The 15,627-nt window shown below is 69.5% G+C and carries 16 protein-coding genes; 8 read left to right on the top strand and 8 right to left on the bottom strand.

Annotated features, from left to right (window positions below; genetic code table 11):
• Position 1: 1 nt before the first annotated feature.
• Entirely contained in the window at positions 2–640 is a 639-nt protein-coding gene (locus tag H976_RS0108920) for an O-methyltransferase (protein ID WP_036225467.1), read from the bottom strand.
• Between the two features lie 186 nt (positions 641–826).
• On the opposite strand from H976_RS0108920, the gene sigE reads away from it, so the two are divergent.
• Genes sigE through H976_RS25390 form a run of 3 tightly spaced genes read left to right on the top strand, consistent with a single transcriptional unit; the run spans position 827 to position 3,116 of the window.
• Positions 827–1,414: an RNA polymerase sigma factor SigE gene (gene sigE, locus H976_RS0108915; RefSeq protein WP_051276535.1), complete on the top strand. Its 588-nt coding sequence runs from the start codon at positions 827–829 to the stop codon at positions 1,412–1,414.
• Positions 1,414–1,893 (top strand): anti-sigma factor, encoded by a 480-nt coding sequence (locus H976_RS0108910; protein ID WP_027861248.1) that lies wholly within the window; start codon positions 1,414–1,416, stop codon positions 1,891–1,893. The genes sigE and H976_RS0108910 overlap by 1 nt, the downstream gene beginning before the upstream one ends.
• 5 nt (positions 1,894–1,898) lie before the next feature.
• The gene (locus H976_RS25390; RefSeq protein WP_155918109.1) at positions 1,899–3,116 is read left to right on the top strand and encodes a S1C family serine protease; all 1,218 of its coding nucleotides are present in this window, start codon (positions 1,899–1,901) and stop codon (positions 3,114–3,116) included.
• A 5-nt stretch (positions 3,117–3,121) separates the two neighbouring features.
• Here the strand turns inward: H976_RS25390 and H976_RS0108900 are convergent, their stop codons facing one another.
• The 5 genes from H976_RS0108900 to H976_RS0108880 all read right to left on the bottom strand — a co-directional run bounded on the left by H976_RS0108900 (position 3,122) and on the right by H976_RS0108880 (position 7,690).
• Entirely contained in the window at positions 3,122–4,216 is a 1,095-nt protein-coding gene (locus H976_RS0108900) for a TrkA family potassium uptake protein (protein ID WP_027861247.1), read from the bottom strand.
• Positions 4,217–4,303: 87 nt separating this feature from the next.
• Positions 4,304–4,633, bottom strand: coding sequence for a sec-independent translocase (locus H976_RS0108895; protein WP_027861246.1), 330 nt, complete (start codon positions 4,631–4,633; stop codon positions 4,304–4,306).
• A gap of 4 nt (positions 4,634–4,637) precedes the next feature.
• Positions 4,638–5,801, bottom strand: a complete 1,164-nt coding sequence (locus H976_RS0108890) for an Mrp/NBP35 family ATP-binding protein (RefSeq protein WP_027861245.1) — start codon at positions 5,799–5,801, stop codon at positions 4,638–4,640.
• Positions 5,802–5,824: 23 nt separating this feature from the next.
• Positions 5,825–6,436 (bottom strand): DUF1003 domain-containing protein, encoded by a 612-nt coding sequence (locus tag H976_RS25385; protein ID WP_081682780.1) that lies wholly within the window; start codon positions 6,434–6,436, stop codon positions 5,825–5,827.
• A gap of 6 nt (positions 6,437–6,442) precedes the next feature.
• Positions 6,443–7,690: a magnesium transporter MgtE N-terminal domain-containing protein gene (locus H976_RS0108880; RefSeq protein WP_027861244.1), complete on the bottom strand. Its 1,248-nt coding sequence runs from the start codon at positions 7,688–7,690 to the stop codon at positions 6,443–6,445.
• A gap of 254 nt (positions 7,691–7,944) precedes the next feature.
• Here H976_RS0108880 and H976_RS0108875 point away from each other — a divergent pair, with 254 nt between their 5' ends.
• The 5 genes from H976_RS0108875 (at position 7,945) to H976_RS0108855 (ending at position 12,908) form a co-directional block, all read left to right on the top strand.
• A complete protein-coding gene (locus H976_RS0108875; RefSeq protein ID WP_027861243.1) occupies positions 7,945–8,643 on the top strand; it encodes an NTP transferase domain-containing protein in 699 nt (232 codons plus the stop codon).
• 5 nt (positions 8,644–8,648) lie between these two features.
• On the top strand, positions 8,649–10,229 hold the full coding sequence (locus H976_RS25380; RefSeq protein ID WP_036225458.1) for a LicD family protein: 1,581 nt from the start codon (positions 8,649–8,651) through the stop codon (positions 10,227–10,229).
• Positions 10,217–10,480 (top strand): DUF6752 domain-containing protein, encoded by a 264-nt coding sequence (locus H976_RS0108865; RefSeq protein WP_231388838.1) that lies wholly within the window; start codon positions 10,217–10,219, stop codon positions 10,478–10,480. The genes H976_RS25380 and H976_RS0108865 overlap by 13 nt, the downstream gene beginning before the upstream one ends.
• A gap of 5 nt (positions 10,481–10,485) precedes the next feature.
• Positions 10,486–11,619: a hypothetical protein gene (locus H976_RS28665; RefSeq protein WP_051276533.1), complete on the top strand. Its 1,134-nt coding sequence runs from the start codon at positions 10,486–10,488 to the stop codon at positions 11,617–11,619.
• Positions 11,620–11,702: 83 nt separating this feature from the next.
• Positions 11,703–12,908 (top strand): acyl-CoA dehydrogenase family protein, encoded by a 1,206-nt coding sequence (locus H976_RS0108855; RefSeq protein ID WP_027861241.1) that lies wholly within the window; start codon positions 11,703–11,705, stop codon positions 12,906–12,908.
• A gap of 4 nt (positions 12,909–12,912) precedes the next feature.
• Here the strand turns inward: H976_RS0108855 and H976_RS0108850 are convergent, their stop codons facing one another.
• Both H976_RS0108850 and H976_RS0108845 read right to left on the bottom strand, forming a co-directional pair.
• Entirely contained in the window at positions 12,913–13,377 is a 465-nt protein-coding gene (locus H976_RS0108850) for a group II truncated hemoglobin (RefSeq protein ID WP_027861240.1), read from the bottom strand.
• Between the two features lie 648 nt (positions 13,378–14,025).
• On the bottom strand, positions 14,026–15,318 hold the full coding sequence (locus H976_RS0108845) for an HNH endonuclease signature motif containing protein (protein ID WP_027861239.1): 1,293 nt from the start codon (positions 15,316–15,318) through the stop codon (positions 14,026–14,028).
• Between the last annotated feature and the right edge of the window lie 309 nt (positions 15,319–15,627).

Genomic DNA, 15,627 nt, shown 5'->3' with positions numbered 1-15,627 from the left:
CTCAGGCCTCGGGCAGCCAGACCTTCTTGGCGACCAGCAGACCGTCGCCGACCGGCAGCAGCACCGGGACCAGGGACTCGTTGTCGGTGACGGCCTTGCCCAGCTCGCGGATCGCCACCGTCTCGGCGTCGCGCTGGGACGGGTCGGCCACCCGGTCGTGCCACAACGCGTTGTCGAAGCACACCACGCCGCCGGGTCGCAGCAAGCGGAGCGCCTCGGTGAGGTAGTCGACGTACTCACGCTTGTCGCCGTCGCAGAAGACCAGGTCGTAGTGGCCGTCGGTCAGCCGCGGGATCACCTCGAGCGCCGCGCCGGGGATCAGGCGGACCCGCTGGGAGGCGATGCCGGCCTCGGTGAACCCTTCCTTGGCCAGCCGCTGGTGCTCGGCCTCGGTGTCGACGGTGGTGAGCACCCCGTCGGGACGCATCCCGCGCAGCAGCCACAGCCCGGAGACGCCGGTGCCGGTGCCGATCTCGACGACGGCTCGCGCCTCGAGGACCGAGGCGAGGAAGCGCAGCGTGGCGCCACCGCCCGAGCCGATCGCGACGACGCCGACCTCCTCGGCACGCGCGCGTGCGGCGGCCAGGATCTCGTCCTCGGCGACGAACTCCTCGGCATAGGTCCAGCTCGCGGGCTTCATTGGCGTGACGATGACGATCTCCTGACGTGCGTTCTGCGATCAAACCGGACCCTACCGCGCACGGAGTCGGGAACACCGGCGCGCCACCGCTCGTTCTCCGTGCGTGATCAAGGGTGTGGGCAAACGTTGGGTGGGCTGCTGGCTTCCCCTCAGCCCAGTCTCAGGGAACCTCCCTAGCGTGTTGCCATGGTGAACCCGACCGACGACGTCTCAGCCGAGCTGAGCTGGGAGCAGATCGTCACCGACCACTCGGCTCGCGTCTACCGGCTCGCCTACCGGCTGACTGGCAACCGCCAGGACGCCGAGGACCTGACGCAGGAAGTGTTCGTGCGGGTCTTCCGATCGCTGCACACCTACACGCCCGGCACGATGGAGGGCTGGCTGCACCGGATCACCACCAACCTCTTCCTCGACTCCGCCCGCCGCAAGCAGCGGATCCGCTTCGACGCGCTCAGCGACGAGGCCGCCGGACGGCTGCCGAGCGCCCTGCCGACTCCCGACGTGGCCCAGCTGGACCGCATGTTCGACGCCGACATCGAGGCCGCGCTCGCATCCCTGGCGCCCGACTTCCGCGCGGCCGTCGTGCTCTGCGACGTCGAAGGCCTGACCTACGAGGAGATCGCCGACGTCCTCGACCTCAAGCTCGGCACGGTGCGCTCGCGCATCCACCGTGGACGCGCCCAGCTGCGCGCCGCCCTCGCCCACCGCGCCCCCAAGGCCGGGCGCACCCGGTTCGCCGGTCCCCTCGTCGGCCTGGCCGGACAGGTGCGGTGATGCTGTCCCTGAGTGGTCACATCGGCAGCAAGGTCTCTGCCCTGGTCGACGGCCAGCTCCCCCCGAGTGAGGAGGAGCGGGCCTGGTCGCACGTCCTGACCTGCCCGGGCTGCCGCCGCCTCGTCGAGCACGAGGGCTGGACCAAGCGCCAGCTGGGTGCTCTGTGCGGGTCTTCGGTGATGGACCCGCCGCCGCAGCTGCTCGGGTCGCTGTACGCCGTGGACGCCTGGTCGGCCGTCGACGAGATCGAGAAGCGCTCCCGTCGCCGGCGTACCACTGCCGTCATCGTGGGCGGTGGAGCGGTCGGCGCCTGTGTGCTCGGCCTGGTCACGGTGGCCGGCGGACCCACCAGCCGGGACGTCCCGGCGCGGCCTTCGCCCGCGACCATCCGCGGAGAGGTCACCACCCACGGCCCGGCCGGGTCGTCGACGGGTGCTGAGACCAACGCGAGCCCGATTCGGGTGCGTAGGTCAAGATAGGGGTTGTGACCGAGTACGACCCGGACGAGCCCGTGGGACAACAGCACCCCAGTCCCTACCCGCCGCCGTACTCGTCGTACCCCCCGCCGACCCAGCCCTACCCGACGTCTCCCGCTCCTGAAGCGCGCCAGACGGCGAAGGTGCCGGCCTGGATGCTGCCGGCGGTCGCTGTCCTCGCCACCGTCCTCGGCCTCACCGGCGGTGTCCTCGCGGCGTCGGTGATGAACGACGACAACGGCACCTCGCCCGGCAGCGTGCTCTCGGTCGAGCGCCGCACGGCTGCCCCGCTTCCCGCCGACAACGGCAGCATCGCCTCGGTGGCCAGCAAGGTGCTGCCGAGCACCGTCCAGATCGTCGCGGAGTACGCCGGCAAGGCCCAGGGAGCGACCGGCTCCGGCTTCGTGCTCGACGACAAGGGCCACATCATCACCAACAACCACGTGGTGGCCGAGGCCGACGACGACAACGGGCCGATCGACGTCATCGACCAGGACGGCAACCACATGAAGGCCACCGTCGTCGGGCGGAGCACCGTCTACGACATCGCGGTCCTCGACGTCCCGAAGGCCAAGGGCCTCACCCCGGCCGCCGTCGGCTCGGCCGACCAGATGCGCGTCGGCGAGACCGTGGTGGCCATCGGTTCACCGCTCGGGCTGTCGGCCACCGTGACCTCCGGCATCATCAGCGCCGTCAACCGGCCGGTCACGACCGGCGAGAACGGCAACGACGACTCCTACATCAACGCCGTGCAGACCGACGCCGCGATCAACCCCGGCAACTCCGGTGGACCACTGGTGAACCTCCAGGGCCAGGTGGTCGGCGTGAACTCCGCGATCGCCTCGCTCGGCTCGCAGGTCAGCTCCGACCAGGGCGGCAACATCGGGGTCGGCTTCGCCATCCCGATCGAGCAGGTCGAGGTCACCACCGCGCAGATCCTGCGCACCGGCAAGGCGCAGTACCCGATCATCGGGGCCAACGTCCGAGGTACGGCGAAGCTCGACGGCGCCACCGTGGACTCCGTCACGCCCGGCATGCCGGCCGCCGACGCACACCTGAAGGTCGGGGACGTGATCCGCAAGGTGGACGGCAAGCCGGTCACCAGCTCGATCGACGTCGTCGTCGCGATCCGTACCCACGTGCCCGGCGAGAAGGTCACGCTGACCGTCGAGCGCAAGGGCAAGACCTTCGACGTCAAGGTCGGCCTCGACGCCAAGACCGGCTGACCGGTTCAGGTCGTCGGGTCCAGGTCGTTCTGCACCTTCAGCGGCGCGAGGGTGCCGAGCGACTCCGCCACCACCACGGCGTCGTCCCCGTGCGCCAGCCGGAAGTCCGTCGCCGGGTTGACGTGGGAGCGCCCGTCGCGGCCGATCGCCAGCAGGGTGGCCGAGTGTTCGCCGCGCAGCCGCGCCGACAGCTCGTCGACGGTCAGCCCGACGAACTCGTCGGGCAGCGCGATGCGGTAGAGCTCCGAGCCCTCGCCCCCGGACACGATGTCGGTGACGATCTGGGCCAGGCCGGGGTAGAGGGACGAGCGCGCCAGCAGGCGTGAGGAGATCCGCGAGGTCACCATGATCTCGTCGGCGTTCGCGCGCTTGAAGTGGTCGACGTGCTGGGGGTTGTTGACCTCGACGACCGTGCGCACCTGCGGGGCGATCGACTCGATGGCCATCACCGTCAGGATCGAGCGCATGTCGGCCTCGTTGCTGGAGTCGGCAGGGCACACCACGGCCGCCATCGCCTCCTCGATGCCAGCGCGGCGCAGGTCGTCGGCGTTGGTGACGTCGCCGCTGACGAAGTAGGCCTCCGACCCCGCGGGGTTCTTGTCGCTGTCGTGGATGACCACGATCCGGTGCTCGTACTCGTCGCCGCTCAGCTCGGCGATCAGGTCGCGCGCGGTCGAGTTCCAGCCGCACACCACGATGTGGTCGCGATATCCAGAGGCGCCCATGCCTTGTCCCTCCTTGAGGATGAAGTCGATCACGAAGCCCACGAGGGCACCGGTGATCGAGGCGACGATGGCCACCCCGAACAGCACCAGCAGCCACGAGATGACGTAGCCAGCCGGCGAGCTGACGTAGTTCGCCTGGCCGGACCCCATCACGGTCGTGACGCCCCAGTAGAAGCTGTCACCCAGGGTCGAGAAGAACTCCCCGACGCCCTTGCGGGGCCCCTCGATGAGGGTCACCAGCAGCGCCGCCACCAGCACGATCCCGAACAGGCCGAGGAACAGCCGCAGGAAGAAGCCACGGTCGACGTTGCGCGTCAGGCGCGAGATGTGGAAGCCGAGGCGGCGGAGGAGCGGCGCGGCGAACGCGACACTCACGACACGGGAGATCCGTCGCCCCATGGAAGGGGAGGATGGCACAGCCCTCAGGGGGCCGCCATAGCCCCGACGGGCCAGCCCGGGATCCTAGGTGGCCTGGTCGTCGTACGGCGGGCGCTCGTCCTGGCTGAGCACTTCGTACGACGGCAACGGTGCCGGCTCGTCGAAGTCGTCCTCCATCGCCTCGAGGATGTGCTTGCGGATCGCCTGCCGGGGGTCGAGGTCGGTGAGCTTGAGGTCGGCGTACTCCGGACCGAGCTCCTCGCGCAGCTGCGACTGTGCGGTGTTGGCGAGGTTGCGCATCTGCCGGACGAAGCGACCGGCCTGGCGGGCGAACTCGGGAAGGCGCTCGGGACCGAACACGATCACTGCCACGAAGGCGATGACGGCCAGCTCCGGCAGACCGATCCCGAACACCGCGTCAGCCCTTCGCGGTCGGACTCAGACCGAGTTGCATGCCGGCCAGCCCGCGGCCACGACCGGCGAGGTTGCGGGCGATCGTCTCGAGCACCCGGGCGCCGGGAGCGGTCGGGTCGGACTCGACGATCGGCTTGCCGACGTCGCCTCCCTCGCGCAGGCTCACGTCGATCGGGATCTCACCCAGCACCGGCACGTCGTAGCCGAAGCGGCTGCCGAGGGTGGACGCCACCCGGGCGCCACCGCCGACGCCGAAGATCTCCAGCCGGTGCTCCTTGCCCTCGGCCGTGCAGTGCGGGCACGGCAGGTAGGACATGTTCTCGATGACGCCGACCACACGCTGATGCATCATCGAGGCCATCGTGCCGGCGCGCTCGGCCACCTCGGTCGCGGCCTCCTGGGGCGTCGTCACGACCAGCACCTCGGCGTTCGGGAGGTGCTGGCCGAGCGAGATGGCCACGTCGCCGGTGCCGGGCGGGAGGTCGAGCAGGAGCACGTCGAGGTCACCCCAGTAGACGTCGGCGAGCATCTGCACCAGGGCCCGGTCGAGCATCGGGCCACGCCACGCGACCACCTGGTCGCGGCGCGGCTTGAGCATCCCGATGCTGATCACCGAGACTCCGCTCGGGGTCGGCACCGGCATGATCATGTCCTCGACCTGGGTGGGGCGCGTGTCAGCGATGCCGAGCATGGCGGGCACGGAGTGGCCGTAGATGTCGGCGTCCACGATGCCCACCTTGAGGCCCTGCTGGGCCATCGAGACGGCGAGGTTGACGGTGACCGAGGACTTGCCGACGCCGCCCTTGCCGGAGGCGATCGCGATGACCTTGGTCAGAGAGCCGGGCTGGGCGAAGGGGATCTCCTTCTGCGCATGGCCGCCGCGCAGCGTCTCCTGGAGGGCGGAGCGCTGCTCGGCGGTCATCACGCCGAGCCGCACCTCGACCCCGGTCACGCCGGCGACCTTGGACACCTCGGTCGTGACGTCACGGGTGATGGTGTCCTTCATCGGGCAGCCGGCCACCGTCAGGAGCACCGTGACGGCCACCTTGCCGGTGTCGTCGACGTCGATGTTCTCGACCATGTCGAGGTCGGTGATGGGTCGCTTGATCTCGGGGTCGTTGACGCGTCCGAGGGCAGCCTGAATCTGGTCGATTGCAGGGGAAGTCATGCCCCCCAGCGTACGTGGCGCGGTCACGTCCCGGATGCGGAGTCCGGGGGATCCTCGTCACCCTCGTCGTCCTCGCGCATCTCCTCGACGAGGTTGCGCAGCTCCGAGCGCAGGAAGTCGCGAGTGGCGACCTCCCCGAGGGCCATCCGCAGCGAGGCGACCTCGCGGGCGAGGAACTCCATGTCGGCGTGGGCGCGCGCGTTGGCCTGACGGTCCTGCTCGTTGATGACCCGGTCGCGGACCTCCTGCCGGTTCTGCGCGAGCAGGATCAGCGGTGCGGCGTACGACGCCTGCAGGCTGAGCATCAGCGTCAGGAAGATGAACGGGTAGTCGTCCCAGCGCAGGTCGGCCGGGGCCAGCCAGTTCCAGCCGATCCAGACGACCACGAACAGGGTCATGTAGATCAGGAAGCGGGCGGTGCCCATGAAGCGTGCGAACTGCTCGGCGAAGATGCCGAACGCGTCCTGCTTCACGGTCGGGCGGCGGACCAGCGTGCGGCGTACCTCGCGGGGGGTGTCCAGCCGGGCCAGGCGGGCACGCTCCTCGGCGTCCTTCTGCCGATGGCGGTCGCGTCCCTCGGTGCGCTTCTCGGCGATCCGCCGTACGGGCCTCTTCTTCTCGGACTTCTCTGCCATCCCCGGTCACCTCCCTCCGATCTTGCGGTCGCGCCACCCCTCGGGCAGCAGGTGGTCGAGCAGGTCGTCGACCGTGACTGTGCCCAGCAGGCGACCGTCCTCATCGACGACCGGAGCGGCCACCAGGTTGTAGGTCGCCAGGAACATGGAGACGTCCTCGAGGGTGGCCTCGGGGCGCAGGTAGTCGATACCGGTGTCGAGCACGCCGGCCACCAGCGTCGACGGCGGCTCTCGCAGCAACCGCTGGATGTGGGCGACGCCGAGCAGTCTCCCGGTCGGGGTCTCGAGCGGGGGGCGGCAGACGTGCACCAGGGCTGCCAGCGACGGCGTGAGGTCCTCGCTCCGGACATGGGCGAGCGCCTCGGCCACGGTGGCGTCAGGCGGCAGGATCACCGGCTCTGGCGTCATCATGCCGCCGGCGGTCTCCTCGCCGTACACCATCAGCCGGCGGACCTCCTCGGCGTCCTCGGCCTCCATCAGCTCGAGCAGCTGGCGGGCGGTCTCGGGCGGGAGGTCGGCGATCAGGTCGGCGGCGTCGTCGGCGGACATCTCCTCGAGGATGTCGGCGGCGCGCTCGGAGTCGAGGTGCTCGAGGATCTCGACCTGGTCCTCCTCGGGCAGCTCTTCCAGCACGTCGGCGAGCCGCTCGTCGTCCAGCGCGGCCACCACCTCGCTGCGGCGCTGGGGGGTGAGCTCGTGGATGACGTTGGCGGCGTCGGCCGGGCGCAGGTCGGCCAGCGAGGCGACCAGGTGCTCGGCTCCCTGGTTGTCCTGGCGCTCCTGGAGTCCCTCGACGTCGTCCCACTCCACGACGTGGGTCTGCGGTCGGCGGCGGAAGCCCTTCGCGCCTTCGGTGAGCGCGACGCGGGACAGCACCCAGTCGCGGGTGCGGGCCTGCTCCATGGCCACGTCGAAGACCACGCCCTCGACGCCACTGCTGCGCACCTTCACCTTGCGGTCGAGCATCTGCCCGATCACGAGCGTCTCGGTCGACCGCTTCTCGAAGCGGCGCATGTTGAGCAGCCCGGTCGTGATCACCTGGCCGGCGTCGATGTTGGTGACCCGCGTCATCGGGGCGAAGATCTGGCGCCGGCCGAACACCTCGACGACCAGGCCCACCACCCGCGGCTGGCGTACGTCGGACCGCAGCACCACCACGACGTCGCGCACCTTGCCGACCGCGTCGCCCTGGGGATCGAACACCGGCAGCCCGGCCAGCCGGGCCGCGAAGACGCGCGGTGGTGTGGTGCTCACGTCGGAACACTAGATGACCAAGCCCGCGAAGGCGCACGCTACGCGCCACTCATCACGCCCGCTGGACGTCGTTGTCGTCAGTCGCCGTGGCTCCGCCACGGCTCCATCCTCCGCCTTGCCAGCGCACGCGCTGAGCGACGCTCGCTTGCACGCCTCCACGGACTTGCTCATCTGCCGTTGCCCCCACCCACGCACGGCACCATCGGTAGGCTCTGCGGAATCGTCCGACGTCGACATCAACCAAGGAGTTCGTCGTGGCCAAGCAGGTCGTGATTCTCGCGGCGGGGCTCGGAACGCGCCTCGGCCGGCCGCACCCGAAGCCGCTGACCCAGCTGCGCTCCGGCGAGAGCATCATGCGCCGCGCCGTCGACTCGCTCCGGGCGGCGTACGGCGCGGACGTCTTCGTCACCGCGGTGGTCGGCTTCAAGCTCGACCTCGTCATCGAGGCGATGCCCGACATCTCCTTCGTCTACAACGAGGTCTACGACTCGACGAACACCTCCAAGAGCCTGCTCAAGGCGCTCCAGCTCTCCCAGCCCGGCGGCGTGCTGTGGCTCAACGGCGACGTGGTCTTCGACCCGCAGGTGCTGCCGCTGATCCAGGAGCACATCGAGACCGGCCGCAGCTTCGTCTGCGTGAACACCGAGTCGGTGGCCGAGGAAGAGGTGAAGTACACCCTCGACGACGACGGCTACATCAAGGAGCTGTCCAAGCAGGTCGTCGGCGGGCTCGGTGAGGCCGTGGGCATCAACTTCATCGCGGCCGAGGACAAGGCGACGCTGCTCGCGCGGCTGGCCGAGGTCGAGGACCAGGACTACTTCGAGCGCGGCATCGAGCTGGCCATCGAGCGCGACGGCCTGCGGGTCGAGGCGCTGGACATCTCCCAGTTCCACATCGTCGAGGTGGACTTCGACGAGGACCTCACCCGGGCCAACGAGTTCGTCGAGAGCTGAGCCGGTTGCCAGACCAGACCCCGCGGACCACCGTCGACCGCGTCGACGAGGTCGGCGTCCACCTCTCCGCGGGCGAGGACCTCGTCGTGGACGTGCTGTTCGACGGCCGCCGGATCTGGTCGTTCTGGACGGTGCGTGACACCCGGCTCGACGGTGGCGTGCTGCTCGCCGAGTGGCCGTCCATGCTCAAGCGGTTCCTGAAGGGCACCACCCGGCTCTCCGTCGTCGAGCACGTCACCGGCGCGGTGGCCTACGACGCGGAGGTGCGCCTCGGCGACAGGGACGAGCGGATCGCCGTCGTCGACGCCACCGGGCGGCCGCTCAGCATCGACAAGTCGAACCGGATCTCCACGATGTTCGACACCCGCGACGAGGAGCACGTCAAGCCGCTGCTCGACTCGACCGAGCAGGTGCTGGCGGCACTCCATGACGCCGGCGTGGAGGCCTTCCCGGCGTACGGCACCCTGCTCGGCGCCATCCGCGAGCAGAACTTCATCGGCCACGACAACGACGTCGACCTCGGCTACGTCAGCCGGCACACGCACCCGCTCGACGTGATCCGTGAGTCCTTCCGGCTGCAGCGCGCCCTGCGCGAGCAGGGCTACGCCGTCGACCGCTACAGCGCCGCGGCCTTCAAGGTCGACGTGGTCGAGGCCGACGGGGGAGTGCGCGGGCTCGACGTCTTCGGTGGCTACTTCCTCGACGGGCGGCTCTACCTGATGGGCGAGATCGGCACGCCCTTCCAGGAGGACTGGATCTTCCCGCTCGGCACCTGCACCCTGGCCGGCCGCACGCTGCCGGCCCCGGCCAGGCCGGAGAAGTTGCTCGAGGCGACCTACGGCCCCGGCTGGAAGGTGCCCGACCCGGCCTTCCACTTCGAGACGCCCCGGACGACGTACCGGCGGCTCAACGGGTGGTTCCGCGGTGGGCGGGCGATGCGCAACGAGTGGGACCGACGCTTCAGCATGCTGCGGGAGAAGCTGCCGACCGGCAAGCCGAGCGCGCTGGCGCACTACGTCGCCGAGCAGGAGCCTGACCTCGCCCGGTTGGTCGATGTCGGCGCCGGTCGAGCCGTGGATGCGCTGTGGTTCGCGCGCCAGGGGGTGCCGACGCTCGGGCTCGACTTCGCCTGGGGGGCGGCCAACGCCGTACGCCGCACCGTGGACGCCGAGGGCGTGCCGCTGGAGCTGGGCTGGATGAGCCTGAACGAGCCACGGTCGGTGATGGCCTGGGGTGCGCGGGTGGCCCGGTTCGAGGAGCGGCCGGTGCTGATGGCCAACCACCTCCTCGATGCCGTCGACCAGCTCGGCGTGGAGTCGTTCGTGCGGTTCGCGCGGATGTCGTTGTCGGGCGGTGGCCGCGTCTACGCCGACTTCTACGCGCTGCAGGCCGGGGAGGACCGCTACGTGCCGCAGGGCCGCACGGACTGGATCCGACCCAAGCGAGCCGAGGACGTCGCGGACGCCTTGGAGCGGAGCGGAGCGGATATCGTGCACAGCACTCAGGTCGAGGCGACGACCACACGGCGCGAGTTCGCCGTGGCGGATCGTCCGGTGGCGCGATTGGTGGGGGAATGGCGGAAGTGACGTCCGGCGGGGAGCGGCGCGGGTTCAAGGACCGCGCCGTGGAGCGGGTGGCGCGCGCCGTCGCGGGTGACCGTCTCGACGAGCTGCAGTCGCGCCTCGAGGAGCTCTCGGCCGAGGTGCAGGAGTGTCGCCAGCTGAACATCCGGCTGGCCGAGGTCACCGACCTCGTGGAGCAGCTGCTCCTCCCGATGGCTGCCCAGGACCAGGAGAAGATCGCAGCGGCGGTCGAGAAGTACACGCGGACCCTCTGACACCGATGGCGTCGAAGGTCTTCCTCCACATCGGTCTCCCCAAGACCGCCACGACCTATCTCCAGACCATCCTCTGGGGCAACCGGGAGGCCCTGGCCGACCAAGGACTACTGCTGCCGGGCGAGGAGCGGCACGACCACCTGTGGGCGACCCGGATCGTCCGCGAGGACCCGCAGTTCAGGAAGGCCAACGAGCACCGGCAGGGCGCCTGGCAGCGGATCCTCGACGACATCGCCGCCTGGGACGGTCGTGCGGTGGTGAGCCACGAGTTCTTCGCCGCGGCCTCGCAGGCGCAGGCTGCCCGCGTCATCGCCGACCTGGCGCCGGCGGAGGTGCACCTGGTCGTCACCGCGCGTGAGCCCCTCGGTCTGTTCACCGCGAGCTGGCAGGAGAGCATCAAGAACCGCGACACCCGGTCGATGGCGGACTACAGCACCGTCGAGACCGACGACACCGGCGGTGTCTGGAACTGGCGCACCCTCGACGTCCACCGGGTGCTGCAGCGCTGGTCTCCCGATCTCCCTCCGGCGCAGGTGCACGTGCTGCCGCTGCCGGCCCAGGACGCGCCGCGGCGCACGATCTGGGACCGGTTCGCCGCACTCGTGGGCGCCGATCCCGACTCCGTCGACCTCAGCCAGAGCTTCCCGAACACCTCGATGGGGGTGGCCGAGGCCGAGACGCTGCGCCGGATGAACCACCACCTCGGCGACTTCAACAGCGCCATCGACCGCGGCACCTACATCCGTACCTTCCTCGCCGACGAGCGGCTGGTGCCGCGCCAGGGCGATCGCTACTGGCCCTCGTCCGACCGCGTCGAGGAGGCACGCGAGCGCGGCAAGTCGGCCGTGGCCCACATCGCCGAGCAGGGGTTCGACGTCATCGGCGATCTCGACACCCTGCTCGTCCCCGACCAGCTGCCGGAGCGTCGTACGCCGGAGTCGGTCACGGACGCCGAGGTGGCCGAGGTCGCGGTCGAGCTCGCCGCGCGGATGCTGCACGACGTACGCGACCTGCGACACGAGCGCCGGGCGCTGCGGCACGAGGTCGAACGGGAGCGCCATCGCGCCGACAACCCCAGCCTCCGCCTCGCCCTGGTGCACCGGTGGCCGTGGCTGAGCCGGCTGTTGCTGCGCGACTAGTCTCGACGTGAGGTGGGTCATGGTGACGACCTGCTACCCACCAGTAACGTTCTCCTCGCCCCCCAACACGTGAAGGACGGTCCATGCCTCGCCTCTGCGAGACCGAAGGTCTCACCGACATCCAGACCGAGATCCTGGGCGCGGTGCGCTCGTTCGTGGAGAAGGAGATCCTCCCGGTCGCCACCGAGCTCGAGCACGCCGATGAGTACCCGACCGAGATCGTCGAGGGCCTCAAGGAGCTGGGCATCTTCGGGCTGATGATCCCCGAGGAGTACGGCGGTCTGGGGGAGTCGCTGCTGACCTATGCCCTGGCCGTGGAGGAGATCGCCCGGGGCTGGATGAGCGTCTCCGGTGTGATCAACACCCACTTCATCGTGGCCTACATGCTGATGCAGCACGGCACGCCAGCGCAGAAGGAGAAGTACCTGCCGAAGATGGCCACCGGTGAGGTCCGTGGCTCGTTCTCGATGTCCGAGCCGGGTCTGGGTTCTGACGTGGCGGCGATCAAGACCAAGGCCGTCGCGAACGATGACGGTTATGCGATCACCGGGCAGAAGATGTGGCTGACCAACGGTGGTTCCTCGACGCTGATCGCGCTGCTGGTCAAGACCGACGAGGGCCCCGATGTTGCCGACTCGGTCTACAAGAACATGACGACCTTCCTGATCGAGAAGGAGCCGGGCTTCGGTGAGGTCGCTCCCGGCCTGACCATCCCCGGCAAGATCGAGAAGATGGGCTACAAGGGCGTCGACACCACCGAGGCGATCTTCGAGAACCACCAGGTCTCGGCCGACCAGGTCCTGGGTGGGGAGACCGGCAAGGGCTTCTACCAGATGATGGACGGCGTCGAGGTGGGTCGCGTCAACGTCTCCGCGCGTGCGGTCGGGGTCGCCAACCGGGCCTTCGAGCTGGCCATCGCCTACGCCCAGCAGCGCGAGACCTTCGGCAAGCCGATCGCCCAGCACCAGGCGATCCTCTTCCAGCTGGCCGAGATGGCCACCAAGGTCGAGGCCGCCCACGCGATGATGGTGCGTGCCGCCCGGATCAAGGACCGCGGTGAGCGCAACGACGTCGAGGCCGGCATGAGCAAGTTCCTCGCCGCGGAGTACTGCAACGAGGTCGTCCAGCAGTCCTTCCGCATCCACGGCGGCTACGGCTACTCCAAGGAGTACGAGATCGAGCGCCTCTACCGCGAGGCTGCGTTCCTGCTCATCGGCGAGGGCACCGCCGAGATCCAGAAGATGATCATCGGGCGCTCGCTGCTCAAGGACTACAAGCTCAAGAGCTGAGTGGCTAGGGCTGGTACGGCGGAGCCTCGCCCCATCCCCAGCGGGGGACCGGGGCGTGCTCGGCCGGGCTCGAGTCGGCCGCGCTGTTCTCCACGGCGAGCCGACTGCCCCACTCGGCGTACCCCATCAGCGCGGAGCGCGCCTCCGGGTCGTCCGGCAGTCCCACCGTATCCGCTGCCTCACTCAGCAGGGTCACGAACCGCAGCCGCTGCTCGGGAGTGATCTCGAGCCCGCGGTGCTTGGCCAGCATGTGCTCGTAGCCCCCCAGCACCTCGGTGTACGTCGCCGGCCCGCCCATCACCTCGGCCCACCACGCCGTCACGTGCTCCCGATGCTCCCGCGTCACCACCCCGCCGAACACCGGCGCCAACAGCTCATCTCGCTCCACCGCGTCGTAGAACGAGTTCAGCCACCTCCCGATCGCCTCGGTCCCCCCGATCCAGTCATGGATGCTCGGCGTCTCACTCATGACCCGAGGCTAGCCACGGCTTGTTCGGGCTCTGGCCTCGAAACCACTCTGCTGTGCGGCTGCGGTCGTGGCGGGGTGGGCGGTCGCCTGGGCGTGGTCTTCGTTGGTGTTGCTTCCGGGTCTGCTCGGGCTGGTCGGGGATGCGGGTTGACGGGGTACGTGGTCGACGTCCATTGGGGTTGCCGTGGCGTCCCTGCGCATTCGGTCGGCGTGCGGTCGCCTAGGCGCGGTCTTCGTTGGTGGTGCTTCCGTGCCCTGCTCGGTCTGGTCCGGGCTCCGGGTTGACGGGGTACGTGGTTGACGTCCGCTCGGGTTGCGGTGGCGTCCCTGCGCATTCGGTCGGCGTGCGGTCGCCTGGGCGCGGTTTTCGTTGGTGTTGCTTCCGGGCCTGCTCCGGTCTTGTCGGGGCTCCGGGTTGACGGGGTACGCGGTGGACGTCCGCTCGGGTTGCGGTGGCGTCCCTGCGCATTCGGTCGGCGTGCGGTCGCCTGGCAACAGGTCCTGTGGTTGCGGAGGTCGGTGCGGGAGAGATGAGTCCGTCAGTGTTGGTCGGTGGTTGAGGAGCGAGCGCCAGCGAGCGTCTCGAAACCACTGGATCGATGCCTGGGCGTGCCGATGTCCCCGGCTGGGGCTGGCCGGGGTGACGGATCAGTTGGTTCTTCGCGGTGGGCGGCGGCTGATGCGCGGCACTTCGTACTGGTGGCCAGTTGGTGCGGTCCAGATGTAGGTGCCGTCGTCTCGACGTTTGTAGTCCCAGGCGGTGAAGGTCTTCATCCGGTGATGGGTCCTGCACAACGGCGCGAGATTGAGTGGGTTGGTCTGGCCGGGTGGTCCGCCGTCGGCGATAGGGATGTAGGCGGTGATGTGGTCGAGGTCGCAGGACCTGGAGTCGCGAAGGCAGCCGGGGAAGACGCAGTAGGCGTCACGCAGGGTGCAGAGCTCCCGCATCGCAGTGGGTGGGTCGTGCTGGTCGACCGCTTGGGTCGAGGAGAGGTCGAGGACGGGTCGGACAATCACTTTCCCGCCGGCGGCGGCATACCGGGCGAGCCAGTCGGTGAGGAGCTGGTCGGTGGCCGCCCCGAGCTTCTCGATCGACACTGCGCCGGGCTGGCCGGGGTCGAGGTGCACGTACAGGTTCACCGCACCGAGACCGCTGCCAACGCTGGGTACTGCGTCGCGTCCGGACAGCAGGTCGAGGGCGTACTGGGGGTCGGCCAGGATCCCGACCGCGCGGGCTCGGCGAACGTCTAGCTGGTCGGTGTCACCGAGATTCCTGAGTTCGCCGGCGATCCGGGTAACGGTCTGGTCGAGCAACAATGCGTCGGGGGTGTCGAGGGTCATCACCACGTCGGTGGTGGCCGGGTTGCCACGGTGGCGTAGCCACACGCCGCGTCGGGCGAGCTCTTCCTCCTCGTCGGCCACGGCGCGGTCGGGGTCGAAGTACAGCCGTGCCTCCTGGACCAGTCGGGCGGCGTCGACCAGCCCGATCTTCGAGGGCGTGGCGCTGATCAGCCGGTCGGCGAACGCGACCGCTTCTGGTGAGAGGTCGTGGGTCTCCCGGGAGATCGCGCGTGCTCGCCACACCGGGACCACTCCGGCCTCGACCAGCTCCCAGAGCCGGGGAAGGCGGTAGACGAGTTCGAGGGCATCGGCGATGCGCTGCTTGGCCGTCTCCAGCGAGATGCCGAGGGCGGCGGCGAACGAGGCGGGCGCGAACTCATCGATCAACGGCGCACCCGGCCCTGCCAGCGGGGCGCGAGATGCGGTGGTGAAGATGCCGTGGTCGTCCTCCCAGCCGGCCGGGAACTCATCGCGGCACGGGTGGATCAGCGCCCACCGGACCGCGAACTGCAGCTGCTCGACTGCACCCTCGTGCTCTTTGCGCTGGGCGGCTCGGACACCGTCGATCACCGCAGTGGCGGTGAGGGTGGCGGTGTCCATGAAGAAACTCTAGACGTCGGCACCAACAGTTTCGATCAGAGATTCGAAGTTGTGGAGAACTCTTCTGACCCCCACCGAATGCCAAGCAAACCGTGACGGACCCACTGCCAGAACCCAGCGACCGCAACCACAGGATCTGGACCCCGCGGCCGGAAGCCGAACAGAGGCGCCGGGACGCCACCGCAACCCCACGCCCACGGAAACCACGACTCTCGCTGACTCTGACCGACCGACCGGCCCCGAGTGGTCTCGACTATCCGCTCGCTTCGCTCGCTGCTCGACCACCCAACGCGGGTCGCCCGGTTGGTT

The sequence above is a fragment of the Marmoricola sp. URHB0036 genome (genome assembly GCF_000426045.1).
Taxonomy (GTDB): Bacteria; Actinomycetota; Actinomycetes; order Propionibacteriales; family Nocardioidaceae; genus Marmoricola.
Note: the sequence above shows the minus strand (reverse complement) of the source record. Positions and strands in the feature narration are given on the sequence as shown.

What these genes read in the sequence shown, in the direction of transcription:
- H976_RS0108855 (WP_027861241.1), top strand. Translation starts at nt 11,703, where the DNA reads ATGCCTCGCCTCTGCGAGACCGAAGGTCTCACCGACATCCAGACCGAG.
- H976_RS28665 (WP_051276533.1), top strand. Translation starts at nt 10,486, where the DNA reads ATGGCGTCGAAGGTCTTCCTCCACATCGGTCTCCCCAAGACCGCCACG.
- H976_RS0108920 (WP_036225467.1), bottom strand. Translation starts at nt 640, where the DNA reads ATGAAGCCCGCGAGCTGGACCTATGCCGAGGAGTTCGTCGCCGAGGAC.
- H976_RS0108850 (WP_027861240.1), bottom strand. Translation starts at nt 13,377, where the DNA reads ATGAGTGAGACGCCGAGCATCCATGACTGGATCGGGGGGACCGAGGCG.
- H976_RS0108890 (WP_027861245.1), bottom strand. Translation starts at nt 5,801, where the DNA reads ATGACTTCCCCTGCAATCGACCAGATTCAGGCTGCCCTCGGACGCGTC.
- sigE (WP_051276535.1), top strand. Translation starts at nt 827, where the DNA reads ATGGTGAACCCGACCGACGACGTCTCAGCCGAGCTGAGCTGGGAGCAG.
- H976_RS0108910 (WP_027861248.1), top strand. Translation starts at nt 1,414, where the DNA reads ATGCTGTCCCTGAGTGGTCACATCGGCAGCAAGGTCTCTGCCCTGGTC.
- H976_RS0108865 (WP_231388838.1), top strand. Translation starts at nt 10,217, where the DNA reads ATGGCGGAAGTGACGTCCGGCGGGGAGCGGCGCGGGTTCAAGGACCGC.
- H976_RS25385 (WP_081682780.1), bottom strand. Translation starts at nt 6,436, where the DNA reads ATGGCAGAGAAGTCCGAGAAGAAGAGGCCCGTACGGCGGATCGCCGAG.
- H976_RS0108845 (WP_027861239.1), bottom strand. Translation starts at nt 15,318, where the DNA reads ATGGACACCGCCACCCTCACCGCCACTGCGGTGATCGACGGTGTCCGA.